Source organism: Speluncibacter jeojiensis (assembly GCF_029589495.1).
Classification (GTDB): Bacteria; Actinomycetota; Actinomycetes; order Mycobacteriales; family Mycobacteriaceae; genus Speluncibacter; species Speluncibacter jeojiensis.
Genome location: NZ_JAAIVF010000004.1, coordinates 21,213 through 45,944 on the forward strand (window position 1 = coordinate 21,213; position 24,732 = coordinate 45,944).

Genomic DNA, 24,732 nt, shown 5'->3' on the forward strand with positions numbered 1-24,732 from the left:
CCCCCGGACGATGACCCGCCGCCGTTCTGATCGTCAGTCGACGATCAGCGACCACAGCCCTCCCCCACGGCCTTCCGCGGCCGCCCGGGTCAACCGCTCGTCCCACCACCGGACCGAACCGAACTCGCCACGCCACGCCAGCAATCGCGTGGTGTGCCGGTGCAATTCGTGTTCATCGGTGAACCCGATCGCGCCCAGGCACTGGTGCGCATTCCGGGCGATCAGCGATGCCGCGTGCCCGGCGCACGACTTCGCCGCGGCGACCGCGAACTGCGCGCGGGGATCGCCGAATCCCGATCGCGACACCGCATCGACGGCCGCCTCGCCTGCCGCGCGCGCCAGCGCCGCCTCCGCTGCGAGGTCCGCGACCAACTGCTGCACGGCCTGGAAACCCGCCACCGGGCGACCGAACTGGGTGCGCGTCGTCGTGTGCTCGACGACCAACTCCAGCACCCGCTCCATCGCCCCGACCATCGTGAGCGACCGCGCGAGCGCCCCGCGCAGCCGGAACTCTGCGACCACCTCCGCGCCCACACCGCCACCGTCCAGCGAGCCCAGATCCACCCGGACGGCGTCGCGCGGTTCGCCGGCGAAGTTGTCGGACTCGGTGACCGCGACCGCCCGGCGCGGCACCTCCGCCACCCGCCAACCGGACCCCGTCTCCCACAGCAGGACCAGCGAATCGACCGCACGAGCCCACGGCACCCGCGTCGCGACCCCCGCCATGCCCGGACCCGAAACACCGAGCCCCGCAACACCGACCACCGCCGCGGTCCGGAGCACCGCCGGATCCCGTCCGGCGTCGAGACCGGCCCGCTCGAGCAGCCATCCGGCGAGCAGATCGTTCTCCGCCACCGGGATCGCGGCACCCACCCGTCCCGCGGCGCCGAGCAGCAGCGCGGCATCCGCCCAGCCCGCGCCACTGCCGCCGGCCGCCGCGCGACCGGTCAACCGCGCCAGCCCGAGGTTCGCCAGCGTCGACCAGAGCGCGGCGTCGAGCATCTCCGGCCGGTCCGTTGCCGCGCCGCGGAAGACCTTCGTCAGCAGCTCGGCGAATTCGCGGTCCCCGCTCATCAGCGCAACCCCAGACCCCGGGCCACCACACCGCGCAGGATCTCGGTGGTGCCGCCGCGCAACGTGAATCCGGGCCTTTGCATCACCCCGGACCGGATCAGTTCCGCGAACTCGACATCCACCGCACCCTCGTCGCACATCTCGTCGAACAGGTCGACGATGTCCCCCTCGGCGCGGGTGCCGAGCACCTTCACCACCGCCGCCGCGACCTCGGCATCTTCGCCGCGTTCGAGCGCCTCGGACACCGCCCGGGACATGTGGTGCAGCGCGAAGGCCCGGCCGGCGGCAGCGCCGATGCGGCCGTCGGCGGGCAGTGTGCCGTCGTCGACCCGCTCGGCCGCGGCCGCCAGCAGACCGAACGTCGACAGGAACCGTTCGGGCCCACTGCGTTCGAACCCAAGCTCGGAGGCGACCTGCGCCCACCCGTCGCCCACGGTGCCGAGGACGAGCTCCTCGGGGACAAACACCTCGTCGAGCAGCACCTCGTTGAAATGGTGCTCACCGGACATCGAGATGATCGGCCGGATCCGGATGCCCGGCGAGTTCATCAGCACGATGAACTGGCTCAGCCCGCCGTGCCGGTCCCCGGGGTCGAGCGGCGACGACCGCGCCAGCACGAAGAACGCGTCGGCGTGCTGCGCGCCGGACGTCCACAGCTTGGTGCCGTTGAGGATCCAGCCGTCCTCGACCTGCTCCGCGCTGGTGCGCACGCTCGCCAGATCCGATCCGGTCTCCGGTTCGGACATGCCGATGGCCCAGCAGATCTCGCCGCGCGCGATCTCGGGGAGAAACCAGCGCTTCTGCTCCTCGGTCCCGTAGCGCAGCAGCGACGGCGCGGCCTGCCGGTCGGCGATCCAGTGCGCCGCGACCGGGGCGCCCGCAGCCAGCAGTTCCTCGGTGACGACGAAACGCTCCACGAACGTGCGGCCGGGCCCGCCGTACTCGACGGGGATCGTCATGCCCACCCAGCCGCGTTCGGCCAGTGCCCGGCTGAACTCCGGATCCCAACCGCGCAGCCATGTGTCGATGCCCGGCCGGAACGCGCCCGCATCGATCTGCCGCCGTAGGAACCCCCGCACCTCGGCGCGCAGCGCGGCCAGGTCCGGGTCGGGCGCACCGGCCCGCCGCACCAGGCGCGCGGGTGTCACGGCCCGCCACCCGCGGAGACGGCCGCGTGCAGTGCGCCTTTGACCAGTTTGCCGGTCGGCGTGCGCGGAAGTTCGTCGACGAACACCACCTCGCGGGGGCACTTGTAGTGCGCGATGCGCTCGCGGCAGTAGCCGATCAGTTCGGCGGCCAGTTCGGCGGCCGCGCCGGCGCCGGCCCCGCCGACCGTCACCCCCGGCGCTGGCTGCACGAACGCCGTGACCCGCTCGCCCATCTCCTCGTCGGGCACCCCGATCACGGCCACGTCGAACACTTTCGGATGCAAGGCCAGCGCGCCCTCGACCTCCTGCGGATAGATGTTCACCCCGCCGGAGATGATGACGAATTTCGCACGATCGGTGAGGAACACGAACCCATCCTCGTCGACCCGGCCGATGTCCCCGGTGGTGGTCCAGTCCGGATGCTCGGGGTGCGTCGACTCGGTGGTCTTCTCGGGCGCGTTGTGGTACTCGAACCTGACGTCGGTGTGCGCGAAGTAGATCAGGCCGATCTCGCCGATCGGCAGTTCGGCGCCGTCCTCGCCGCACACGTGCGGGACGCCGATGATCGGGCGCCCGACGCTGCCCGGCTTCGACAGCCAGTCCTGCGGTCCGATGATCGTCACCCCTACTCCCTCCGTCGACGAGTAATACTCGTAGAGGATCTCACCCCACCAGCTCATCATCTCGCGCTTGACCTCGACCGGGCACGGGGCGGCCGCGTGCACCGCGACCCGCATCGACGACAGGTCGTACCGCGACCGCACCGCCGCCGGCAACTTGAGCAGGCGGACGAAATGCGTCGGCACCCACTGCGAGTGGGTCACGCCGTACTGCTCGATGGCGGCGAGGCACCGCTGCGGGTCGAAGTGGTCCATCAGGATCACCGTGCCGCCGAGCGCCTGGGTCGTGGCGCTGTACCGCAGCGGCGCCGCGTGGTACAGCGGCGCCGGCGACAGATACACCGAGTGTTCGTCGAACCCGAACGCCCGCAGCAGCGCGACCATCGGGTTCGGACCCTCGTCGTCGACCTGCATGTCGGGCAGTTCGGGTTCGATGCCCTTGGGCCGGCCGGTGGTGCCGGACGAGTACAGCATGTCGGTGCCGCGGGGCTGGTCGGACGGCGCCTGCGTCGGCATCGGCGCGACCTCCGCGGCATAGTCGAGATGGCCCGGGATCGCGCCGCCGAAGGCCAACCGCACCCGCACCTCGGGTGTGTCGTCGACGATCCCGGCGGCCAACTCGGCCAGGTCCGCCGACGCGACGATCACCTGCGCGTCGCAGTCGCCGACGATGTAGGCGACCTCGTCGGCGGTCAGGTGCGTGTTGACCATCGTCAGGTACAGGCCCGATCGAACTGCGCCCCAATACAGTTCGAAGACGGTCGCATCGTTGCTCGAGAGCACGGCGATGTGGTCGCCGCGGCGCAGACCCTGGGCGCGCAGCCAGTGCGCGAACCGGATCGAGCGGGTCTCGAGCTCGGCGAAGCTCACCGACCGTCCGGTCGCGGCCTCGATGACCGCCGGCTTGTCCGGGGTCGATGTCACGAACTTCCCTGGAAACACAGTGGCTCCGTTCGCCGATGGACTCAGTCCTGGGTGGTGGGGCGACCTGGTGCCGGGCTCACAGCCCCAGGTCCTTGGCGATGATCGTCTTCATGACCTCGCTGGTGCCGCCGAAGATGCGGGTGACGCGGGTGTCCGCGTACAACCGGGCGATCGGAAACTCGGTCACGTAGCCATATCCGCCGTGCAGTTGCAGGCACTTGTCGATGACCCGTCCGGCGCCCTCGGTGCAGAACAGCTTCGCCTTGGCGGCGTCGGCGACGGTGAGCTCGCCGGCGTCGAGCGCCTCGAGCGCACGGTCGGCCATCAGCGTGATCGCCTCGACCTCGGTCGCGCACTCGGCGAGCACGAACTTGGTGTTCTGGAACGCGGCGACCGGCTTGCCGAACACCTTGCGCTCCTTCACATAGGCCAGCGCGTGCTGCAACGCCGCCTGCGCCGACGCCGCCCCGCCGAGGGCGATCGACAGGCGTTCCTGCGCGAGATTGTCTGTCAGGTACGCGAAGCCCTGGCCCTCCTCACCGAGCAGGTCCGCGACCGGCACCACCACGTCGGTGAACGACAACTCGGCGGTGTCCGACGCCTTCAGCCCGATCTTGTCGATCTTGCGGCCGACCTCGAACCCCTGCGAGGTGGTGTCGACGACGAGGATGCTCAGCCCCGTCCGGCGGTCCTCGGGGGTGCTCGGCGCGGTGCGGCACACCACCAGGATGCGGTCGGCGAGCGCGCCGCCGGTGATGAATGTCTTGGCCCCGTTGACGACGTAGTGCGTGCCGTCGGCGGACAGCTTTGCCGAGGTGGCGATGTTCGCGAGGTCCGAACCGGTGCCGGGCTCGGTCATGGCGATGGCGAACATCAGGTCGCCGGAGGCGAACCCCGGCAGCCACCGCTGCTTCTGTTCGGCGGTCGCGTGCGCCATCAGGTACGGCAGGATCAGCTGCGAATGCACCGAGTAACTGCCGAAGGTCACGCCGGCGGCAGCGCACTCCTCGCCGACGACGGCGAAGAACTTGAAACTCGACTCGCCGCCACCGCCGAACTCCTCGGGCACCTGGATGCCCAGGACGCCCAGTTCGCCGAGCCGACGGTAGAACTCGCGCGGCGGATGCCCCCGCTGCTCCCACTCGTGGTGGACGGGCACGACCTCCTTCGCGATGAACTCCCGGATGGTCTTGCGGAACGCCTCGTGGTCCTGGTCGAACACCGTCCGTTGCACGGCGCCTCCTGAGGGTGTGGTCGGCGGCGGTGGGTACCCCGAATATGCCGCACGAGCGGGCGCCCGACGGGGAAATCGCCCGAACGGGCACATAACACGCGTCCACCCGATGGATGTATTCCTCGACCTGTCGTTGCGAATTGCCTCGCGGGCGTGGTCGTATGACGAACAAGCACCACCAGAAGACCAGTCAACGCACGAACACAGGAGCTCTTTTCATGCGCGATGCCGTCATCGTCGAAGCCGTCCGCACGCCCATCGGGCGCCGCGCCGGGGCACTCTCCCAGACCCACCCTGCCGAGCTGTCGGCCCACATCCTGCGCTCGGTGGTCGAGCGTTCCGGGGTGGCCGCCGAGGAGATCGACGACGTGATCTGGGGCTGCGTGATGCAGGCCTCCGAGCAGGCCGGCAACATCGCGCGCACCGCGGTGCTCGCCGCGGGGCTGCCCGAATCGGTCCCCGGCACGACCCTCACCCGTGCGTGCGGCTCCAGCCAGCAGGCGGTCAGCTTCGCCGCCGCGACCGTCATCGCCGGGCACGCCGACTTCGTCGTCGCCGGCGGCGTCGAGTCGATGAGCCGCGTGCCGATGGGCACCGCGGGGCAGGGCGGGTCCCCGACGCCGCCGAGCGTGCTCGAGCGGTACGGGGTGCAGGAGTTCAGCCAGGGACTCGGCGCCGAGATGGTCGCCGAGAAGTGGGGCTTCTCGCGCACCCAGCTCGACGAGTACTCGCTGCGCTCACACGAGCTGTCCGCGCAGGCGGTCGATGCGGGCGCCTTCGACGCACAGCTGGCGCCGGTGCCGGGAACCGAGCTGACCCAGGACGAGGGCATCCGCCGCGGCGGCACCCTGGAGAAGCTGGGCAAGCTCCGGACCGTGTTCAAGGAGGACGGCGTCATCCACGCGGGCAACGCCTCGCAGATCTCCGACGGCGCGGGCGCCCTGCTGATCACCACCGGCGAGATCGCCCGCGAACGCGGCCTGACCCCGCTCGCCCGGGTGCACACCTCCGCGGTGGCGGGCGACGACCCGGTCATCATGCTCACCGGCCCGATCGCCGCGACGGCCAAGGCGCTGGGGCGTTCCGGCCTGTCCATCGACGACATCGGTGCGTTCGAGGTCAACGAGGCGTTCGCGCCGGTGCCGCTGGCATGGCAGGCCGAGACCGGGGCGGCGATGGATCGGATGAACCCGCTCGGCGGCGCGATCGCGGTCGGCCATCCGCTGGGCGGATCCGGCGCGATCCTGATGACCCGCCTGATCCATCACATGCGGGACAACGGGATCCGCTACGGGCTGCAGACCATGTGTGAGGCCGGCGGCATGGCCAACGCGACCATCCTCGAACTGCTCTGAGCCCGAAGCGGTTCACTGCCGCTCTGCTACGCTCGGCGGCAGTGAACCGCACATCTTGCCTGTGACCCAGGCCTTCGGCATCGAACGTGCACCGCTCCTGCGTGAAGTGGTGATGGCACGTGCCGGTCGGGGAACCCGTGATCGGGTTCCTCCACCGCGTACCTGCATCCACATCACTACCAGGAGCTCACGTGCCCGTCTCCTCTCCCCGTCATGACCTTCGCGGCGACTGCTCGAACTGTTTTGCGCTGTGCTGCACCGCATTCGGGTTCGCTCGATCCGCCGACTTCGCCGTCGACAAGCCGGCCGGACAGCCGTGCGGCCACCTGTCGCCCGGCCACGCCTGCGTGATCCACGCGCGCCTACCCGAGCGAGGCTTCCGCGGCTGCACCGTATTCGACTGTTTCGGCGCCGGCCAGGTCGTCTCGCAGAGACTTTTCGCCGGCGTGAGTTGGCGCGACGAGCCCGGTTCCGCCGGCACCATGTTCGCCGCCTTCGCCGTCGTGCGGCGGTTGCACGAGATGCTCTGGCATCTGCACGAGGCGCACGACCGGGCCCGTGATCCCGACGATGCGCACCGCGCGGAACTCGCGGCGGCGGCGATCGACGCGCTGACGGCCGGCGGCGCGGCCGCACTGCTCGCGGCCGATGTGGACACACTGCACCGCGAGGTCCGGTCCGTCCTCGTCGATGTCAGCGCCGGGGTGCGCGCCGCCTACCGCGCGGACAGCCGGGCACCGGATCGGACGCTGGCCCCGGGTGCGGATCTGGCCGGACGGGATCTGCGGTCACGGGACCTGTGCGGCGTGGACCTTCGCGGGGCGTGCCTGATCGCGGCCGATCTCCGCGGTCGGGACCTGACCGCCGCCGACCTGCTCGGCGCAGATCTACGCGACGCCCGGCTCGACGGCGCCGACCTCACCGCCGCGCTCTATGTGACCGCACCGCAGTTGGCCGCCGCACGGAGCGACGAACACACTCGCCGCCCGGCGAGAATGTGCTCATGACGACGGCCGGCGAGATCGAATTGAGCATCGCGGACCTTCGGCTGGTCGCCCGGTACGCGGCGCAGTGCACACAGACCGTGTTGACGATCTTCGAGGAGTCCCGCCCCGACGACGATCGTCCCCGCGCAGCCGTCGAGGCCGTGTGGACATTCGTGGAAGGGGCGCCGCGCACGAACCTTCAGCGGAGTGCCGGGCGCGACGACGGGCGACGCCCGAAGGCGTCGGGGGGTGACTCTGCGCGCGGCACCGCATAGGCTCGAATGGGCATCGGCGGGCTCCGTCGAACAGCGCGTGCGGTATCCGAGAGGGTGGATCCGTAGATGACAGCATGGTCTCCGATCGCCGCGGATCTGGCCGCAGCCGGATTCGACCGTGCCCACGAGATCGGGCACAGCGGCCACGGCGCGGTCTACCGGTGCGCACAGGTCACCACGGCCCGCACGGTGGCGGTCAAACTGCTCACCGCCGACCCCGACCAGCAGAGCCGGGCGCGTTTCGACCGAGAGCGCCACGCGATGGGCAGGCTTACCGGACAGCCCCACATCGTCGAGGTGCTGCAGGCCGGCGAAACCGCGGCCGGACGGCCGTACCTGGTGATGCCCTACCACCGGCGCGGCAGCCTCGAGCGGCGCATCCGCACGTCCGGGCGCCAGCCTGTCGAACGGGTGCTCGATCTGGGCGTGAAGCTGGCGGCGGCGCTGGCCAAGGTCCACGAGCTCGGCATCGTGCACCGGGACGTCACCCCCGCCGGGATCCTGTTCACCGACGCCGACGAACCCGCGCTCACCGGCTTCGGCGCCGCACAGGTCGCGGGCGCGTTCCACACCGCCACGGGGACGATCGCCGGATCACCGGCGTTCACCGCGCCCGAGGTCCTCGGCGGCGATCCCCCCACGCCCGCCGCCGACGTCTACGGGCTGGGTGCGACGCTGTTCTGCGCGCTGACCGGACACGCCGCCTATGAGCGCCGCCGCGACGAGCAGGTGATCGCCCAGTTCCTGCGGATCGCCGCCGAACCGGCGCCGGACCTGCGCACGGAGGGGTTCCCGGACGACGTGTGCGCGGTCATCGAGCGGGCCATGGCCCGCGACCCGCGGGACCGGCCGTCCGCCGCGGCGTTGAGCGAACAACTACGGCAGATTCGCCCGGCGGTCGGCTCGCGGACGCCGCCGGTCCGCGGCGCCCTACCCGCGGAGCTCACCAGCTTCGTCGGGCGCCGCGACGAACTCGCCGAGGTCGGTGACGCGCTGCGGTCCGCTCACCTGGTGACGTTGAGCGGGATCGGGGGCGTCGGCAAGACCCGGTTGGCCCTGCGCGCCGCAGCCGAGGAGCGCGGCGTGTTCCCCGACGGGGTGGTGCTGGTCCGGTTCGGCCACCTCCGCGATCCGGCCGCGGCGGACGACATGGTCGCGGCCGTCCTCGGGGTGCGCGACCGTGGCCGCACACCGCTGCGCAAACTGCTGGTCGACACGCTGTCGTCGCGGGCGATGCTGCTGGTGCTCGACAACTGCGAGCACGTCGTCGACGCCGTGGCGGACCTGACCCACGAGTTGCTGCCGCGCTGCCACGATCTGCGGATCCTCGCCACCAGCCGCGAGCCGCTCGGGGTCGTCGGCGAGGCGGTGGTCCGGGTCCCGCCGCTGGCGATGCCGAGTTCCGGCGGGGCGCCGTCGCCCGTGGACCTGTCCGATGTCGATTCGGTGACGCTGTTCGTCGACCGCGCCGCCGCCGCGGTCCCCGACTTCACGTTGACCGACGAGAACTGCACCGCCGTCGCCGCCATCTGCGCGCGGCTCGACGGTCTGCCGCTGGCCATCGAACTGGCCGCCGCCCGCATCCGCGCACTGTCCGCCGAGCAGATACTCGAACGACTCACGGACCGCTTCGCGCTGCTCACCCACGGCGATCGCAGCGCCCCGACGCGTCAGCAGACGCTGCGGCTGAGCATCGGATGGAGCTACGGCCTGTGCACGCCGGCCGAGCAGCAACTGTGGGGCCGGCTGTCACTGTTCGTCGGCAGTCTCGAACTCGAGGCCGCCGAATACGTCTGCGGGGACGCCGATGTCGTGGACGACCTGACGTCGCTGGTCGACAAGTCGATCCTGATCCGCGAGGAGGACGACGGCCGGGTCCGGTTCAGGTTGTTGGACTCCGTGCGCGAGTACGGTCGGGAAACCATCGAACACGCCGCCCTGTTGCCGGAACTGCGCCGGCGGCACCGCGACTGGTACCGGCGCCTCGCGCTCGAGGCCGAGGCCCAATGGATCGGTCCGCACCAGCTCGACTGGGCCACCCGGTTGGTCCGGGAACTGCCGAACCTGCGCAACGCCTTCGAGTTCGGGCTGACCGAGGCCGACGACACCGCGCTGGTCATCGCGGCGGCGCTCGGCCCGTTCTGGCTCTCCCACGGACTGCTCGGGAAGGGGCGCCGCTGGCTCGACACCGCGCTGGAGCAGACCGATCCACGGCCGAACCCGCTGCGCGCCAAAGCCGTCTATGCCTACTGCCTGCTCGCCGCGATCCAGGAGGACCTGCCGGCCGCCGCGGTGCGCGTCCGGCAGGGACGTGACATCGTCGAGCACCTCCGCGACCCCGAGTCGCACGCGTTCGTCGACACCGCGGAGGGGTTCACCGCACTGTGTGGCGGCGACATCGGCCGCGCCGAAGACTGCCTGCGTCGCGCCGCCGCCGTAGCCGAGGACGTCGGCGACCTCCGGTTGCAGATCGTGACCACGCTGCTCCTCGGGTGGATCTGCCAACTACGGGGCCGGACCGCCCAGGCGCTCGCCCACCACGAGACCGCGCTGTCGGTGGCCGAGTCGCACGGCGAGTCCGTGTTCCGGACCTATGCACTGTGGGCCAGCGGGGTCGACCTGTGGCGGATGGGCGAGCGCGACCGCGCCCGAACCCGCCTCGAACAGGGGCTGCGGCTGACCCGCCGCACCGACGATCCGATGATGGTGTTCAGCTGTCTGCAGGCGCTGGCCTGGATCGCCGCGCAGCGTCATCGGCCGCGGCGCGCCGCGGTCATCATGGGCGCCTCCGAAGCCCACCGCGACCTCGCCGGCCTGCCCGAGGTGTTCTTCCCCGGACTGCCCGGCCACCAACGGGAATTCGAGCGCACCGTCGGCCGGCAACTCGACGCGGGCGAACTGGAGGCGGCGCTGCGCGAGGGCCGCGCGATGAGCACCGACGCCGCCATTGCCTACGTGTTCGCGGAACTGCCCGTCGACCGCCCGTCGACGCCGGGCCGCCGCACCTGACCGCCGCCCGAACGCCCCATCACCCAGTCGGCCGCCGGACCGGCCGCGTCGACCTCACCGACGCCGGCCGGCGGGGCGGGCCGGCGCACCATAAGCACGGGGATCGCCAGCGCACGCGCGGCCGCCAGCTTCGCCTCCGTCAGCGGCCCGCCGCTGTTCTTCGTCACCAGCACGTCGATACGCCGGCTGCGCATCAACGCGATCTCCTCGTCGACGTCGAACGGCCCGCGGGCCAGCAGCAACTCCATCCGCTCCGGTACCGGACCCACCGGAGGGTCGATGGCCCGCACCAGGAACCAGCGGTCGCGGCAGTCCGCGAACGCGCCGACCCCCTGCCGGCCGATCGTGAGGAAGACCCGCTCGCCGACGCCCGCGAGTGCGGCGGCCCCCTCGTCGAGGGAGGCGACGGCGCTCCAGTGGTCCCCCGCGGCGGGCGTCCACTCCGGCCGGCGCAACATCAGCAGCGGGACGTCCTCGGCGCAGCACGCGGCGGCGGTGTTCGCGCTGATCCGCGCGGCGAAGGGATGGCTGGCGTCGACAACCGCGGTGATCCGGTTGTCCCGCAACCAGTCCCGCATCCGCTCGGTGCCACCGAATCCGCCGATGCGCACCTCGCCGATCGGCAGTTGCGGATTGCTCACGCGCCCGGCCAGCGACGAGATCACCGGGACCGCGGCGGCGTGCAGGCGCGTCGCGAGGTCGCGCGCCTCCGCGGTACCACCGAGCACCAGGACGCGCGGCTCAGAGGTCCCCTGCTCAGTGATCCCCTGCTCAGTGATCACAGCGCTCGCGGGCGGCCGAGTACAGGTAGCTGTCCGGGAACTCCTCCGCGGCAAGCACCTTGCCGACGATGATCACCGCGGTCTTGGTGATGCCGGCCGCCTTGAGCGCCGGGGCGATCGTCGACACGGTCGCACGGACGACCTGCTCGCCGGGCCGGGTCGCGTAGGCCACCACGGCGACCGGGCAGTCCGGGCCGTAGTTCGGGGCGAGTTCGGCGACGACCGTGTCGATCTGCGCGGCCGCGAGCAGCAGCACCAGTGTGGCGCCGCTGCGCCCGAGCGTCGCCAGGTCCTCACCGGGCGGCATCGACGTCGACAATGTCGACACTCGGCTGATCACCACCGACTGGCTCACCCCCGGGACCGTCAGCTCCCGACCGAGGATCGCCGCGGCCGCCGAGAACGACGGCACCCCGGGCACCACCTCGTAGGGCACGTCCGCGGCGTCGAGCCGGCGCATCTGCTCGGCCATCGCGCTGTAGATCGCGGTGTCACCGGAATGCAGTCGGGCCACGTCCTCGCCGCGCTGGTGCGCCGCAACGAGTTCCGCGATGATCTCGTCGAGGTTCATCCGCGCCGTGTCGACCCGGCGCGCCCCGGCAGGGCAATGGGTGAGCAGTTCGTCGGGTACGAGGCTGCCCGCGTACAGGCACACAGGGCTCGACTCGATCACCCGCCGGCCGCGCACGGTGATCAGGTCCGCGGCGCCCGGCCCTGCCCCGATGAAGTAGACGGTCATCTCGCTGACTCCTTCTCCCCCGTGTCCTTGTCCCCCGTGTCCTTGTCCCCCGTGTCCTTGTCCCCTGTCCATTGCGTCACCGGCAGCTGCGGGCGCCACGCGGTGAAGCCGCCCAGTCCGCCGCCGCGGTACACCTGCAGTTTGCGCAGTGTGCCCGGATGCTCGGCGTTCCAGGCGATCACCGCGGCCTCCGATTCGATCGTCACCGCGTTGACCACCATGCGACCGCCCGGCCGTAATGCAGACCAGCACTGTTCGAGCATGCCCGGGGCGGTGACGCCGCCGCCGACGAACACCGCCGCCGGCCGCTCGCCCGTGTCGGCGAAACCGGCGGGCGCCGCGCCACGCACGACCAGTCCCGGCACGCCCAGCGTCGCCGCGTTCCGGGCGATCCGCGCGGCACGTTCACCGTCGCGTTCGAATGCGATGGCCCTGCAGTCCGGGTGCGCGCGCATCCATTCGATGCCGATGCTGCCGGTCCCGCCGCCGACGTCCCACAGCAATTCGCCCGGGCGCGGCGCCAACGCAGACACGGTCAAGGCCCGCATCTCCTGTTTGGTCAGCTGGCCGTCGGTCTCGAACGCATCGTCGGGGAGGCCGGGCACGCGCGAGCGTCCCGCGCCGCCGCGGCACTCGACGGCCACCACGTTGAGCGGGTCGGCCACGCCGTCCCAGTCGTGCGCGTACCCGATCGTCGTCGCCTCGTCGGGGCCGCCGAGCTGCGCCAGCACCGTCAGCCGGGACTCACCGAACCCGTTGTCACGCAACACCTGCGCCACCGCTACGGGCGTGTGCGCCCCCTCGCTGAGCACGAGCAGTCGCCGGCCGGCCGCCAGCTCGGGCACCAGGCGGGACGCCGGCCGGGCGACCAGCGACACCACCGTCGCTTCCTGCAGCGCCCAGCCAAGCCGCGCCGCCGCCAGCGACACCGAGGACGGATGCGTATGCACCACAAGGCTTTCCGCACCAAGTAGCCGCGCCAGCGTCACCCCGATGCCGTAGAACATGGGGTCGCCGCTGGCCAGCACGCACAGGCCGCGGTCACGGTGCCGCGCGACGACGTCCCCCAGCGCCGGCAACAGCGGCGACGGCAGTTCGACGCGCTCGACGTCGAGACCCGGCAGCAGCGCCAGTTGCCGCGGCGCACCGAGCACCACCGTCGCCCCGCTCACCGCGGCCCGGGCGGCACCGCCCAGCCCGTCCCAGCCGTCGGCGCCGATACCGACCACGGCGACCTGCCGGGCCACCGGATCACCGGCGGTCACCGGGGCAGCCTGCGCCAGATCGGCTGCGGCACCAGGCGCGCGACGACATACATCCACCGCAGGGCGCCCGGCACCCAGATCAGTCGCTTGCGGCGGGTCAGCCCCCGCAGCACCGCGTCCGCCACCTGGTCCGGCGTGCTCGACAGCGGCGCCGGGTCCATGCCCTCGGTCATCTTCCCGATCACGAACCCCGGCCGCACCAGCAGCAGCTGCACACCGGTCCCGGCGAGGGCATCGGCGAGCCCCGAGGCGAAGCCGTCCAGGCCCGCCTTCGCCGAGCCGTACACGTAGTTCGCCCGGCGCACCCGTATCCCGGCGACCGACGAGAAAACCACCAGTTGTCCGCGGCCCTGCGCGCGCATCTCCCGTGCCAGGTCGGTCAGCACCGTGACCTGGGCGACGTAGTCGACGTGCACGATCTGCGCCGCGTACACGGGATCCTCCTCGGCCCGCGACTGGTCGCCGAGGAGCCCGAACGCGGGCACCGCCACACCGATCGCGCCGTGCCGCTCGAGCACGTCGGCGACCACCCGGGACTGCGATTCGAGGCTGCCCGCGTCGAACTCGACGGTCTCGACCGCGTCCGCACCGGCGGACAGCAGGCGCGCGCGCTCGGCCTCCAGGTCGTCGCTGCGCCGCGCCGCGAGCACGAAGGTCCGCGGATCGCCGGCGGTCTGCCGCGCGAGCCGCTCGGCGACCGCCATGCCGATCTCGCTGCGTCCGCCCAGGATCAGGATCGCTCCGCTGTCGATGCTCACCCGCCCAGTCTGCTGGACTACCGTCGGACCATGCCATCGACCCCTGCCGACCTGACCGCCGCCGCCCTGGAGTTCCTCGCGCAGCGCCATCTCGCGACCCTCGCGACGCTGCGCGCCGACGGGACCCCGCACGTGGTCGCCGTCGGGTTCACCTGGGACGCCGACACCTCGACGGTCCGTGTCATCACCAACGGCGGTTCGCAGAAGGCGGTCAACGCCGAGCGCCGCGGGTATGCGGCGGTCAACCAGATCGACGGCCCCCGCTGGCTGACGCTCGAGGGCCCGGCGCGGGTGCGCACCGACGTTCAGTCCGTTGCCGACGCGGTCGATCGCTACGCCGCCCGTTACCGGCAGCCGCGTGAGAACCCGACCCGTGTGGTCATCGAGATCGCCGTGCAGCGGGTCCTCGGCCTGCAGACGATGGGCATCGGGGCGCCGGCCGCGCACTGACCGCTCGAGTTCTCCCGCCGGTCAGAGGCCGACCGCCCGCTCGAGATCCCCGAGTTCGTCGTCGAGATGCGCGGGCAATGTGTGGATGTGCGGTACCGCGTCGCGGCAGGCCGTCAGCCCGAAGGAGATCTGGTCGCCGTTGCTGGTGCAGGTGATGTTCAGCGCCTGCCCGTCCACCGGGATCGACAGCGGATACAGCGCGTCGAGCCGGTGACCATTCCAGTACAACTCGTCGCGCGGGCCGGGCACATTGGAGATCATCACATTCGGGGCGCGCACCGGACCGCGCGTGCCGACGAGCATGCCCAGCGCGAGTGGTGCGGCACCGAGCGCGCTCATCGCGAGCACCTGCACCCCGCTGCGGCCCGCCATCGCGGCCTTGCCCTCGCGCATCTGGTCCCGCACACCGGCCAGCCGCTCGGCTGGGTCGGCGAGATCGGTGGCCAGATCGCAGGAAAGTGACCCGATCTTGTTGCCGGTGTCGCCGCCGGCCGGGTCGGCGCGCATGCTGACCGGAACCATCGCGACCAGCGACTGCTCCGGGAGCGCGTCGTGCTCGTCGAGGTAGCGGCGCAGCGCACCCGCGCACATCGCCATCACGACGTCGTTGATGGTGGCGTCGGCATGCTTGGCGACCAGGCGCAACCGCTCGAGCGGCCAGGATCCGGCCGCGAACCGCCGGGCGCTGCCGACCGGGACGTTGAACACCGACTCCGGCGCGGCCAGCGTCAGCGCGCCGCCGCGATGGTTCACCGCGCGGTCGACGGTCTCGGCCAGCGCCGGCACCAGCCCCGCGACCTCGCCGGCGACGTCTCGGGCCATGCGGACCGCAGCACCGGACAGCACCAGCAGGTCCGGCGCCTGCCAGGACGTGGCGTCGCCCGACCCAGTGCCGGCGTCGCCGGCGGGCGCGTGAGCCTGCGCCGGCTCCCACGGCGTCGGCATGTCCCGGCGGGACGGGTCGGTCGTCAGCGCCCGGTGCAGCAGGCGCATCGCGCTGACGCCGTCCGCCAGCGCGTGGTGCATCTTCACGTAGACGGCGTGGCGCCCGTCCGCAAGCCCCTCGATGAGGTGCAGTTCCCACAGCGGGCGGGACCGATCAAGTGGGGTGGCGTGCAGCCACGACACCTGCACCATCAGCTCGTCCATGCCGCCGGGGGCGGGCACCGCCGTGCGCCGCACGTGGTAGTCGAGGTCCACCTCGGTGGCCTGCTCCCAGCCCCACTGCCCCAGCGAGGTCAGCGACCGTCGAGCCCGCTTGCGGAACAACGGCGCCGCCGCGCCCCGCTCGACCGCCGCCGCGAACAGGCGCGGCAGCTCGTCGGGATCACCCCCGTCCGGCGGATCGAACACGGCCAACCCGCCGACATGCATCGGACGGTTGGCCGACTCGGCGAGCAAAAACATCGAGTCGCGTGGCGACATGGGCAACAGCACAGCCGTTTTTCTCCGATCCCCGATTCAGCCGAACCGACACACGTCCCCGCTGCGCCGTAACAGGCGCCCCCTCGGGAACGAGATCGGTCCTTCTGTGACACGTCACAAATCAGTGACGAGCGCCATGTTTATCACGATCGAGTGACGGTTGCCACTGGTCGATCGTCCAGCGCAGGTGGGACGGGTGAGCGTCGCCGGTCGACGAAGATGCGGTGTCATCCGAACAGAGGACAGCCGCATCACGGGCAGCACTCAGCTCATCGACCGCTCAATTCATCGACTCGGTGGCCGCCGCTTCGGCGAAGTCCTTCGCGTCCTCGGCGCCGAAGCGGTCCTCGAGGGTCTCGGGCGAGTAGTCGACGTCGATCTCCGCCACCGAACGCCCTCGGGCGGACTCGATGGCTCCCAGCCGCCGCTGCGCACGATCCGCCGCGTAGGCCAGGAACTCCTGCTGATCCAGCCCGAACGGCTGGACCTCGAACTGCTCGTTGACCCAGTTGATCATCCCCAGCGCGAGCGGCATCAACTCGCCCATCCGCTCCTCGACGGCGCCCCACAGGCTGTCGTCCGCAGCGACATGCCGTCGGCAGGTGAACGTCCCCCATGCCATGTGCCGGCGCTCGTCGACGCTGATCTTCTGGACCAGTTCCTGCATGCCCGGCAGGATGCCCCGCGAGGTGCAGACCTTCTGCCAGGCGTAGTAGCCGGTGAGCGCGAGACTGCCCTCGATCACGTGGTTGTAGGTCACCGACGCGCGAACCTGGTTTCGCGGGCTCGGATCCGATTCGAGGATCCGCAGCGATCCGGGCAACTCCTCGTAGAACAGCTGCCGGTAGTACGGGTTGTCGGCCACGAACGGGTGCAGGTCGCCGGTCAACCCGACCGCATCCATCCAGAGCCGGAAGACCTGCGTGTGCTTGGCCTCCTCGAAGCAGAACTGGCTCAGGTACATCTCGTCGCCGAGCCGACCCTCGGCCGCCATCGCCTTCATGAACGGCTGGATGTCCTGGGTGACCGCCTCCTCGCCGGCGATGAACTGGGTGCACAGATAGGTGGCGCTGCGCTGCTGCTCGCCGGTCAGCTCCTGCCAGTCGCGCGCGTCCTGGGTGAAGTCCAGCGCGGCCGGATTCCAGAAGTGCGCGTTGCCCTTGGTGAACAGCCGCAGCGGGAACGACTCCCAGTTCAGTCCGCCCGCCCGCAGCGAGGCGAAGCCTTCCCGGTTGAGCGACGGCGACAGGGTCATGGCGGGCCTCCCGGGGACGAGACGGACGAGGTGTGCCGAGCGTCACAGCCTCTTTGTCACCCTGAGTTTCACACACCCTGGACGGGTGTCAAGCACCAACGCTCATCCCGGCAGCACCGTCAGTCCATGTGGCCGCCGGTTGAGCGATTCGCACCCGTCGGCGGTGACGACGACGATGTCCTCGATCCGCGCGCCCCACTCGCCACGGAAGTAGATGCCCGGCTCGATGCTGAACGCCATGCCTTCCTCGAGCGGGATGTCGTTGCCGGACACGATGTACGGCTCCTCGTGCACGGACAGTCCGATGCCGTGCCCGGTGCGGTGCACGAACACCTCGCCGAGTCCGTGTTCGGCGAGCAGCATCCGGGCGGCGGCGTCGACGGACTCGGCGGTCACCCCGGGCCGCACCACGTCGACCGCCGCCTGCTGCGCCGCCTCGAGCAGTGCGCACCGCTGCGCGACGACGGGATCCGGCTCGCCGAGGACATAGGTGCGGGTGGAGTCGGAGTTGTAGCCCGGCTCGACCGGCCCGCCGATGTCGACGACCACCACGTCGCCGGACTCGATCACCCGCTCGGAGACCTCGTGGTGCGGGTCGGCGCCGTGCGGGCCCGAGCCGACGATGACGAACTCAGCGCCGGTGTGTCCCTCGGCCACGATCGCCGCGCTGATGTCGGCGGCCGCCTCCGCCTCGGTCCGGCCCGGACGCAGCCACTCGCCCATCCGCGCATGCACCCGGTCGATCGCCGCCCCGGCCCGGCGCAGCGCCTCGACCTCGGCGTCGTCCTTGATCATCCGCAACCGTCGCAGCACACCGGTCGCCAGGATCGGCGTGGTCCCGAACCGGTCGGCGAGCGGGATCAGGTGCAGGGCCGGCAACGCCTCGTCGACAGCGATCCGGGCGCCGACCGGCAGCGCGCGGGTCACCAGCGCGTACGGATCCACGCCGTCGACCCAATCATTGAGCGGCAGGCCGAGCTCCGCGACCGCCGAATCCGTCAGCGACGCGAGTTCGAGCCGCGGCACCACGACCGTCGGGGTGCCGCCGTCCGCCGGGACGACGAGCGCGGTCAACCGCTCGAAGGAATGCGCGCGCGACCCGGTCAGGTAACGCAGGTCCGGGCCGGTGCCGACGACCAGCCCGTCGAGGCCGGCCTCGCGGGCGAGCGCGGCCGCCCGCTCGAGGCGGGCCCGGTAGACCTCGACGCCGAACCGGCCGGGAGCAGCAAGATCGTTCATGGGTTCCAGGCTATCGCTGGTTCCGGTCCGGACCGTCGTGATCGGTCGGTCGGGCTCGGTTCGGCGCCACCCCTTTGTCGGCATCGTTTGGCAGGATCGGGCCATGCCGGAAACGACCGTCGCGAATCCCCTGCTGCTGCTCGACGGCGCGAGCCTGTGGTTTCGCGCCTTCTACGCACTGCCCGAGAAGATCACCGCGCCGGACGGCCGGCCGGTCAACGCTGTGCGCGGGTTCGTCGACATGGTCGCGGCGCTGATCACCCAGCAGCGTCCGGCTCGGCTCGCGGTGTGCCTGGACCTGGACTGGCGTCCCGCCTTCCGCGTCGACGCCGTCCCCTCGTACAAGGCCCACCGCGTCGCGGACGGCGGCACGGAGGGTTCGGCAGAGGAGGTGCCGGACAGCCTCACCCCGCAGGTGCAGATGATCGACGGCGTGCTCGCCGCGGCGGGCATTGCGACGGCGGGGGCGGTCGGGTTCGAGGCCGACGACGTCCTCGGCACGCTCGCGCACCGCGAGCACACCGATCCGGTGGTCGTGGTCAGCGGGGATCGTGATCTGCTGCAGGTGGTCTCGGACGATCCGGTCCCGGTGCGCGTGCTCTATGTCGGCCGCGGGCTGGCCAAGGCGGAGCTGTTCGGTCCGGCCGAGGTCGCCGAGCGGTACGGGGTCCCCGCCGACCGCGCCGGCGCCGCCTACGCGGAACTCGCACTGCTGCGCGGTGATCCGTCGGACGGGTTGCCCGGTGTCGCCGGGGTCGGCGAGAAGACCGCCTCGAAGCTGCTGCTCGAGTTCGGCTCGCTCACCGCGCTGCGCGCGGCCGCGCAGGACCCGGCTTCGGCGCTCGCCAAGGGACCCCGCGCCAAGATGCTCGCCGCCGCCGACTATCTCGATGCCGCGCTCCCGGTCGTCCGGGTCGCGACCGACGCGCCCGTCACGCACTCGCTGCCGGACGCGCTCCCGACCTCGCCCACCCACCCGGACCGCCTCGACGCCCTCGCCGAGGCACTCGGGGTGCGCAGTGCGGTCGACCGCCTGGCCGCCGCACTCGCCTCCCGCTAGCGCCGGCTCTCGAGCAGCGCGTCCAGCACCGCCCGCGCCGCATCGGTCGGGGTGATCGTCGCGCCGTGGGCGACGCCCATGTACCGGTGCAGCCCGCGGTCCGCGCACGCTGCGGTCGCGATGGGGCGTCGGTCGGAGGCCGCCAGCGACCGGGGGACCAGCGTCACCCCGAATCCGCTCGCGGCCAGCTGGACCGTGAACTCCTGGTCCGCGACCTCGATCGCGCTCTGGCGTACCGGGATCACCCGGTCGACGACGGCACGGGTCCCCCAGCCCGGAGGGAAATCGATGATGCGCTCGTGCGCGAGGTCGTCGGCGGTGAAGGTGCCGCCCGCGAGCGGGTGCCCGGGCGCCGTGACGAGTACGAGGGGCTCCTCGACGAGCCGCTCGACGACGACACCCGCGGGGACGGAATCGAACCCGCCGAGCGCGAGGTCGAGGGACCCGTCGAGGACGCCCGCGACGTTGTCCGCGGAACCGGCCGGCGTGAGCCGCAGCGCGGTCGGCGTGCGGTCGAACAGTCTCGTGCCGAGCTTGGCGACGGACGTCGACACCGCCGACTGCACCAGGTTCAGCGAGCGGGCCGCCGCACCGTCCTTGTCGCCGCCGCCGTGCAACTCGTCATGGCGGTCGTGGTCTGGTTCGCCTCGCCGGCCGATCCGCGGCCCGCGCCCACCCACTCCTACCCGGCGTCGCTGCGCTCGGTGCTCACGCTGATCCGCACGCGCGACGTCCTGCGGCACCGGATGTTCCTCGGTGTCGTCAACATGGCGGGATTCAGCCTGCTGTGGACGTCCATCGCCTTCCTGCTCGCCGGCGCACACGGCTCGCCGTACCACTTCTCCGACGCCGTGATCGGGCTGTTCGGGCTCGCCGGCATCGCCGGGGCGATGGGCGCACCGGTGGTCGGGCGCTTCGCCGACCGCGGCCACGTGCGTCGCCCGACCTACCTCATGTGGGTGATACAGCTCGCCGGGTGGGCGCTGCTGCTCGCCGACGGCGCCTCGCTACCCGTGCTGATCGCGGCGCTGCTCGTGTTCGACCTCGGGGTCCAGGGGCTGCAACTGTGCAACCAGGTCGCGATCTACGCCCTCGACGCAGAGGCACGCTCACGGATCACTACCGCGTACATGGTGGCCTACTTCGCGGGCGGAATCGTCGGTTCACTCGTCGCCGGCGTCGCCTACCAGGCGGGCGGTTGGCCCCTTGTCTGCGGGCTCGGTGCCGCCTCCGCAGCGCTCGGTCTCGCGGCCCGGTCGGTGTTCGCCGGCTCGCGCAGCGGGCGCGCCGCGGCCTAGCTGCCCGAGGGGCGGGCGACCTCGTAGGTGCCGCTGTTGTCGGTGAATGTCGAGGTGACCTTCTGCGTGCTGCCGTCGATCGTCACGTCGCAGGTGAACGTGGCACCCTGCTCGACCTTCACCCCCGAGGGGCAGCTGACCGCGGAGACGGTGGCGCCGTAGGAGTCGGTCAGCACCTGCTTGACCCCGTTCTCGGCGGCGGCGCGGTCGAGCGTCTTGCTCTGGAAGAACCCGGGCCAGACGAATCCGAGCACCACCACGACGACGATCACGACGAGCGCCGCGGCGCCGCCCAGGATCGCGAACCGCTTGCCCTTCGGCTTCTCCGGCGCCGCGAGCGGCGCCGACGCGGGGGCGCCAGCCTGCTCCGGAGCCGGATAGGCCTGCTGCCCGTACTGCTGCGGGTACCCCTGCGGCTGCGGATATCCCTGCGGCTGGGCGTAGTCGGGTTGCGCCTGCCCGTAGTCGGGCACGGCCCCGTAGGCCGGATACTGCTGCTGACCGTAGACCGGTTGCTGGTACCCCTGCTCGGAATAGCCCTGCTGCGCTTGATGATCCTGGGACTGGTAGCCCTGCCCCGCGTAGGTCTGCTGCTGTCCCCACGCCTGCGGCGGCGGGTAACCGGTCTGACTGTAGGCCTGCGGCGCCTCCGCCTGCGGGGGCGCGGTCCACACCTGCGTCGGCTGCTCTCCGGCCGGCACCGGGCCGTTCTGCTGTGCCGGACTGCCGAACGCCTGTGTGGGGTCCGTGACCTGCGGTGCGGGCTCGGTGAACTGCTGTGCGGGGTTGGTGAACTGCTGCGTCGCGGCGTCCTGCTCGGGACCGCCCACCGGACCCTGCGGGACGCCACCGACCGGGGTGCCGGGATCGTTCGACTGCTGGGGACCGTTCGGACCGCTCATGTTCGCCTCCGCTTCGTCAACCGTGGGGGAACCGCGTCGATGTCCGGCGCCATCCCCCACCTCGTGCCGTCGTCACCGAGCCCCGCCGTCTCCTGCGCAGGACGAGACCTGTCCGCTCCGTGTGGCGCGGATTCATCGGGCCGGTGACCGTAGGCATCAAACCACACCCACCTGAGGCCAGGCTTATCGTGGCGCCCGGGTGCGTGTTGCGATTCCGGCCGCGCGAACGGGTCACACCGGGTCGATCGCGACCACCCCGCGCCGGATCGCGACGATCGCGCGGCTGGCGGTCGAGCGCAACTCACGTTCCGGCGCCGCCACGTGCACCTGATCGAGCAGATCGATCACCTGCCGGCACCAGCGCACGAAGTCACCGGCCGACAACGGGTGCGCCGCATCGCCGCCCTCGAACAGGGCGTCGGCGAGCGATTCCTGCTGCGCCCATCGATACACCGAACCGACGAAGCCCGCGTCCGGCTCCCGGGAGACCGGCAGCTTGTGGCGCTGCTCGTCGTCGCGCAGGTCCGCCCACAGCCGCATCGTCTCCGCCATCGCGCCGCGGAGCGGACCGGTCGCGCCGCGTGGACTCAGACCGCCTTCGCGGCGCGACTCGTATACCACGCACGACACGGCCGCGGCCAGTTCCGCCGGATCCAGACCCGTCCACGCGCCGCGCCGCAGGCACTCGGCCACCAGCAGGTCGGCCTCGCAGTAGATCCGTCCGAGCCGACGGCCCTCCTCGGTCACCCCGTCGGTCCTGCCCGCGGCCACATAGCCGCGTTCGGCGAGCAACGCGAGGATCCTGTCGAAGGTGCGCGCCAGCGAGTTCGTGGTCGCCGCGCTGCGCTGGCGCATCGCCTCGGTCTCGCGCCGCAGCCGGAAGTAGCGCTCCGCCCAGCGGGCGTGCTGCTCGCGCTCCGGGCAGTCTTGGCACGGGTGATGTTTGAGGGTGCGGCGCAGTTCGGCGAGTTCCCGATCGGAGCCCGCCTTCGACTTGCGACTGGCCGCCGCCTTTCCCGGAGCCCGGATCCCGGTCTCGCGCAACGCCGAAGCCAGATCCCGGCGGACCCGCGCGACCCGGTGGTCCACATGCCGGGGCAGCCGCATCCGACCCAGGGACACCGCGGGCGACGGGAAGTCCGCGGCGGACAGCCGCCCGGCCCAGCGGTCCTCGGTCAGCACCAGCGGACGCGGATCCGCCGGATCGGTGTCGACCTCGAGTACCACCGCCAGCCCGGACCTGCGACCCGTCGGCACCGCAATGACGTCGCCGCGCCGCAGCCCGACCAACGAGTCGGCCGCGTCCTGCCGACGCGCCGTCCGGGTCTGCCGCTCCAGCGTGCGTTCGCGCTCGCGGATCTGCTCACGTAGGCCCGCATACTCCTGGAAGTCGCCGAGGTGGCAGTCCATCCGTTCCCGGTACGCCTCGAGCCCCTCGGTGTTCCGCTCGATCGTCCGGGCCAACCCCACCACTGACCGGTCGGCCTGGAACTGTGCGAACGAACGCTCGAGCAACGCCCGCGACGCCTCCTGCCCCAGCTGATCGACCAGATTGATCGACATGTTGTAGGCGGGCCGGAACGAGCTGCGCAGCGGATAGGTGCGCGTGGAGGCCAGCCCGGCGACCGCAGTGGGTGCCAGACCCGGCTGCCACAACACCACCGCATGACCCTCGACGTCGATGCCACGACGCCCGGCCCGCCCGGTCAGCTGCGTGTACTCCCCCGGGGTGAGGTCGGCATGGGTCTCGCCGTTGAATTTGACCAGCCGCTCGAGCACGACCGTGCGGGCCGGCATGTTGATGCCCAGCGCCAGCGTCTCGGTCGCGAACACCGCGCGCACCAGTCCCTTGACGAACAACTCCTCGACGGTGTGCCGGAACACCGGAAGCATGCCCGCGTGGTGGGCTGCCAGACCCCGCTCCAGCGCGGCGCTCCAATCTGCGAAGCCGAGCACGTCGAGATCTGCGCGCGGCAGGTCCGCGGTGTGCTTGTGGACGATCTCGCGGATCCGGGCCACCTGATCGTCGGTCGTCAGCCGCAGACCCGACCGCAGGCACTGGGCGAGCGCGCCGTCGCAGCCCGCGCGACTGAAGATGAACGTGATGGCCGGCAGCAGCCCCTCCTCGTCGAGGCGGGCGAGCACCTGCGGCCGCGGCAGCGGACGGAAGCCGCCACCCGGACGGCTGCCCCGGCGCCCCCGCGGCTGCTCCCACCGGTCGGCGGACTCGCGCTGCTTGACGTACCGCACCAGTTCCCGGTCCACGACGACGGCGCGGCCGGTCTCGCACGCATCGGCCTCGAACAGGTCGAACAGGCGCCGCCCGACCATCACGTGCTGGAACAGCGGAATGGGCCGGTGATCGTCGACGACCACGGTGGTGTCGCCGCGCACCTCCTCCATCCACGCACCGAACTCCTCGGCGTTGCTGACCGTCGCGGACAGGCTGACCAGCCGGACCTCCTCGGGCAGGTGCAGTATCACCTCTTCCCACACCGCGCCGCGGAACCGGTCCGCCAGGTAGTGCACCTCGTCCATCACGACGTGGGTCAGTCCGCTCAGCGTGGGCGACGACGCGTAGAGCATGTTGCGCAGCACCTCCGTGGTCATCACCACGACCGGCGCCTCCGAGCGGATGTTCTGGTCGCCGGTGAGCAGGCCGACGGACTCGGCGCCGTACCGCTCGGCGAGCTCCGCGTACTTCTGGTTGCTGAGCGCCTTGATCGGTGTGGTGTAGAAGCACTTGCCGCCGCCGCGCAGCGCCAAGTGCACGGCGAACTCGCCGACCACAGTCTTGCCGGCGCCCGTCGGCGCGCACACCAGCACACCGTTGCCGTCCTCGAGCGTCTCGCAGGCGCGCACCTGGAACGGGTCGAGCGCGAAGCTCAGCTGCGCGGCGAACGCCGACAGTTCGGAGCCACCGCTGTCGGACGC

21 protein-coding genes are annotated in these 24,732 nt (G+C 71.5%); 7 read left to right on the forward strand and 14 right to left on the reverse strand.

Annotated features, from left to right (window positions below; translation table 11 throughout):
- Positions 1 to 33: 33 nt before the first annotated feature.
- From G4X40_RS13335 to G4X40_RS13350, 4 genes are read right to left on the reverse strand one after another with little or no spacing between them, the layout of a single operon-like run.
- Positions 34 to 1,074, reverse strand: a complete 1,041-nt coding sequence (locus tag G4X40_RS13335; RefSeq protein WP_277833147.1) for an acyl-CoA dehydrogenase family protein — start codon at positions 1,072 to 1,074, stop codon at positions 34 to 36.
- Positions 1,074 to 2,222 carry an acyl-CoA dehydrogenase family protein gene (locus G4X40_RS13340; protein WP_408642204.1) on the reverse strand — a complete coding sequence of 383 codons (1,149 nt, stop codon included), beginning with the start codon at positions 2,220 to 2,222 and terminating at the stop codon, positions 1,074 to 1,076. The genes G4X40_RS13335 and G4X40_RS13340 overlap by 1 nt, the downstream gene beginning before the upstream one ends.
- Positions 2,219 to 3,784 (reverse strand): acyl-CoA synthetase, encoded by a 1,566-nt coding sequence (locus tag G4X40_RS13345; protein ID WP_277833148.1) that lies wholly within the window; start codon positions 3,782 to 3,784, stop codon positions 2,219 to 2,221. The genes G4X40_RS13340 and G4X40_RS13345 overlap by 4 nt, the downstream gene beginning before the upstream one ends.
- Before the next feature lie 58 nt (positions 3,785 to 3,842).
- Complete coding sequence (locus G4X40_RS13350) at positions 3,843 to 5,000, reverse strand: acyl-CoA dehydrogenase family protein (RefSeq protein ID WP_277833149.1); 1,158 nt, start codon at positions 4,998 to 5,000, stop codon at positions 3,843 to 3,845.
- A 218-nt stretch (positions 5,001 to 5,218) separates the two neighbouring features.
- Here G4X40_RS13350 and G4X40_RS13355 point away from each other — a divergent pair, with 218 nt between their 5' ends.
- The 4 genes from G4X40_RS13355 to G4X40_RS13370 all read left to right on the forward strand — a co-directional run bounded on the left by G4X40_RS13355 (position 5,219) and on the right by G4X40_RS13370 (position 10,625).
- The gene (locus tag G4X40_RS13355; protein WP_277833151.1) at positions 5,219 to 6,355 is read left to right on the forward strand and encodes a thiolase family protein; all 1,137 of its coding nucleotides are present in this window, start codon (positions 5,219 to 5,221) and stop codon (positions 6,353 to 6,355) included.
- Positions 6,356 to 6,546: 191 nt separating this feature from the next.
- Positions 6,547 to 7,362: a pentapeptide repeat-containing protein gene (locus G4X40_RS13360; protein WP_277833153.1), complete on the forward strand. Its 816-nt coding sequence runs from the start codon at positions 6,547 to 6,549 to the stop codon at positions 7,360 to 7,362.
- A complete protein-coding gene (locus tag G4X40_RS13365) occupies positions 7,359 to 7,616 on the forward strand; it encodes a putative immunity protein (protein WP_277833155.1) in 258 nt (85 codons plus the stop codon). The genes G4X40_RS13360 and G4X40_RS13365 overlap by 4 nt, the downstream gene beginning before the upstream one ends.
- 66 nt (positions 7,617 to 7,682) lie before the next feature.
- Positions 7,683 to 10,625, forward strand: coding sequence for a protein kinase domain-containing protein (locus G4X40_RS13370; RefSeq protein ID WP_277833157.1), 2,943 nt, complete (start codon positions 7,683 to 7,685; stop codon positions 10,623 to 10,625).
- Here G4X40_RS13370 and G4X40_RS13375 read toward each other — a convergent pair.
- The 4 genes from G4X40_RS13375 to G4X40_RS13390 are packed head-to-tail and all read right to left on the reverse strand — an operon-like array spanning position 10,568 to position 14,169.
- Positions 10,568 to 11,407 (reverse strand): cobalt-precorrin-6A reductase, encoded by an 840-nt coding sequence (locus G4X40_RS13375; protein ID WP_277833159.1) that lies wholly within the window; start codon positions 11,405 to 11,407, stop codon positions 10,568 to 10,570. The two genes, G4X40_RS13370 and G4X40_RS13375, sit on opposite strands and share 58 nt — an antisense overlap.
- Positions 11,397 to 12,146: a precorrin-4 C(11)-methyltransferase gene (cobM, locus tag G4X40_RS13380; RefSeq protein WP_277833160.1), complete on the reverse strand. Its 750-nt coding sequence runs from the start codon at positions 12,144 to 12,146 to the stop codon at positions 11,397 to 11,399. Before cobM ends, G4X40_RS13375 begins: the two co-directional genes overlap by 11 nt.
- Entirely contained in the window at positions 12,143 to 13,393 is a 1,251-nt protein-coding gene (gene cbiE / locus G4X40_RS13385) for a precorrin-6y C5,15-methyltransferase (decarboxylating) subunit CbiE (protein WP_277833594.1), read from the reverse strand. The genes cobM and cbiE overlap by 4 nt, the downstream gene beginning before the upstream one ends.
- Positions 13,394 to 13,407: 14 nt before the next feature.
- Positions 13,408 to 14,169 (reverse strand): SDR family NAD(P)-dependent oxidoreductase, encoded by a 762-nt coding sequence (locus tag G4X40_RS13390; RefSeq protein ID WP_277833162.1) that lies wholly within the window; start codon positions 14,167 to 14,169, stop codon positions 13,408 to 13,410.
- 30 nt (positions 14,170 to 14,199) lie between these two features.
- Between G4X40_RS13390 and G4X40_RS13395 the strand changes: the two genes are divergently transcribed.
- Positions 14,200 to 14,619 (forward strand): PPOX class F420-dependent oxidoreductase, encoded by a 420-nt coding sequence (locus G4X40_RS13395; RefSeq protein ID WP_277833164.1) that lies wholly within the window; start codon positions 14,200 to 14,202, stop codon positions 14,617 to 14,619.
- Between the two features lie 21 nt (positions 14,620 to 14,640).
- On the opposite strand, the gene G4X40_RS13400 is transcribed toward G4X40_RS13395, so the two are convergent.
- From G4X40_RS13400 to G4X40_RS13410, 3 genes are all read right to left on the reverse strand, one after another.
- Positions 14,641 to 16,056, reverse strand: coding sequence for a WS/DGAT/MGAT family O-acyltransferase (locus G4X40_RS13400; protein WP_277833166.1), 1,416 nt, complete (start codon positions 16,054 to 16,056; stop codon positions 14,641 to 14,643).
- A gap of 268 nt (positions 16,057 to 16,324) precedes the next feature.
- Positions 16,325 to 17,299 (reverse strand): R2-like ligand-binding oxidase, encoded by a 975-nt coding sequence (locus G4X40_RS13405; protein ID WP_277833169.1) that lies wholly within the window; start codon positions 17,297 to 17,299, stop codon positions 16,325 to 16,327.
- A 102-nt stretch (positions 17,300 to 17,401) separates the two neighbouring features.
- On the reverse strand, positions 17,402 to 18,538 hold the full coding sequence (locus tag G4X40_RS13410; protein ID WP_277833170.1) for a M24 family metallopeptidase: 1,137 nt from the start codon (positions 18,536 to 18,538) through the stop codon (positions 17,402 to 17,404).
- Between the two features lie 103 nt (positions 18,539 to 18,641).
- Here G4X40_RS13410 and G4X40_RS13415 point away from each other — a divergent pair, with 103 nt between their 5' ends.
- A complete protein-coding gene (locus G4X40_RS13415; RefSeq protein WP_277833172.1) occupies positions 18,642 to 19,598 on the forward strand; it encodes a 5'-3' exonuclease in 957 nt (318 codons plus the stop codon).
- Here the strand turns inward: G4X40_RS13415 and G4X40_RS13420 are convergent.
- Positions 19,595 to 20,215, reverse strand: coding sequence for a LysR family transcriptional regulator (locus G4X40_RS13420; RefSeq protein WP_277833175.1), 621 nt, complete (start codon positions 20,213 to 20,215; stop codon positions 19,595 to 19,597). The two genes, G4X40_RS13415 and G4X40_RS13420, sit on opposite strands and share 4 nt — an antisense overlap.
- Here G4X40_RS13420 and G4X40_RS13425 point away from each other — a divergent pair.
- Complete coding sequence (locus G4X40_RS13425) at positions 20,210 to 20,896, forward strand: MFS transporter (RefSeq protein ID WP_277833177.1); 687 nt, start codon at positions 20,210 to 20,212, stop codon at positions 20,894 to 20,896. The genes G4X40_RS13420 and G4X40_RS13425 overlap by 6 nt on opposite strands.
- On the opposite strand, the gene G4X40_RS13430 is transcribed toward G4X40_RS13425, so the two are convergent.
- Positions 20,893 to 21,798, reverse strand: a complete 906-nt coding sequence (locus tag G4X40_RS13430) for a DUF4333 domain-containing protein (protein ID WP_277833178.1) — start codon at positions 21,796 to 21,798, stop codon at positions 20,893 to 20,895. The two genes, G4X40_RS13425 and G4X40_RS13430, sit on opposite strands and share 4 nt — an antisense overlap.
- 231 nt (positions 21,799 to 22,029) lie before the next feature.
- Positions 22,030 to 24,708 carry a DEAD/DEAH box helicase gene (locus G4X40_RS13435; RefSeq protein WP_277833595.1) on the reverse strand — a complete coding sequence of 893 codons (2,679 nt, stop codon included), beginning with the start codon at positions 24,706 to 24,708 and terminating at the stop codon, positions 22,030 to 22,032.
- Positions 24,709 to 24,732 lie beyond the last annotated feature (24 nt).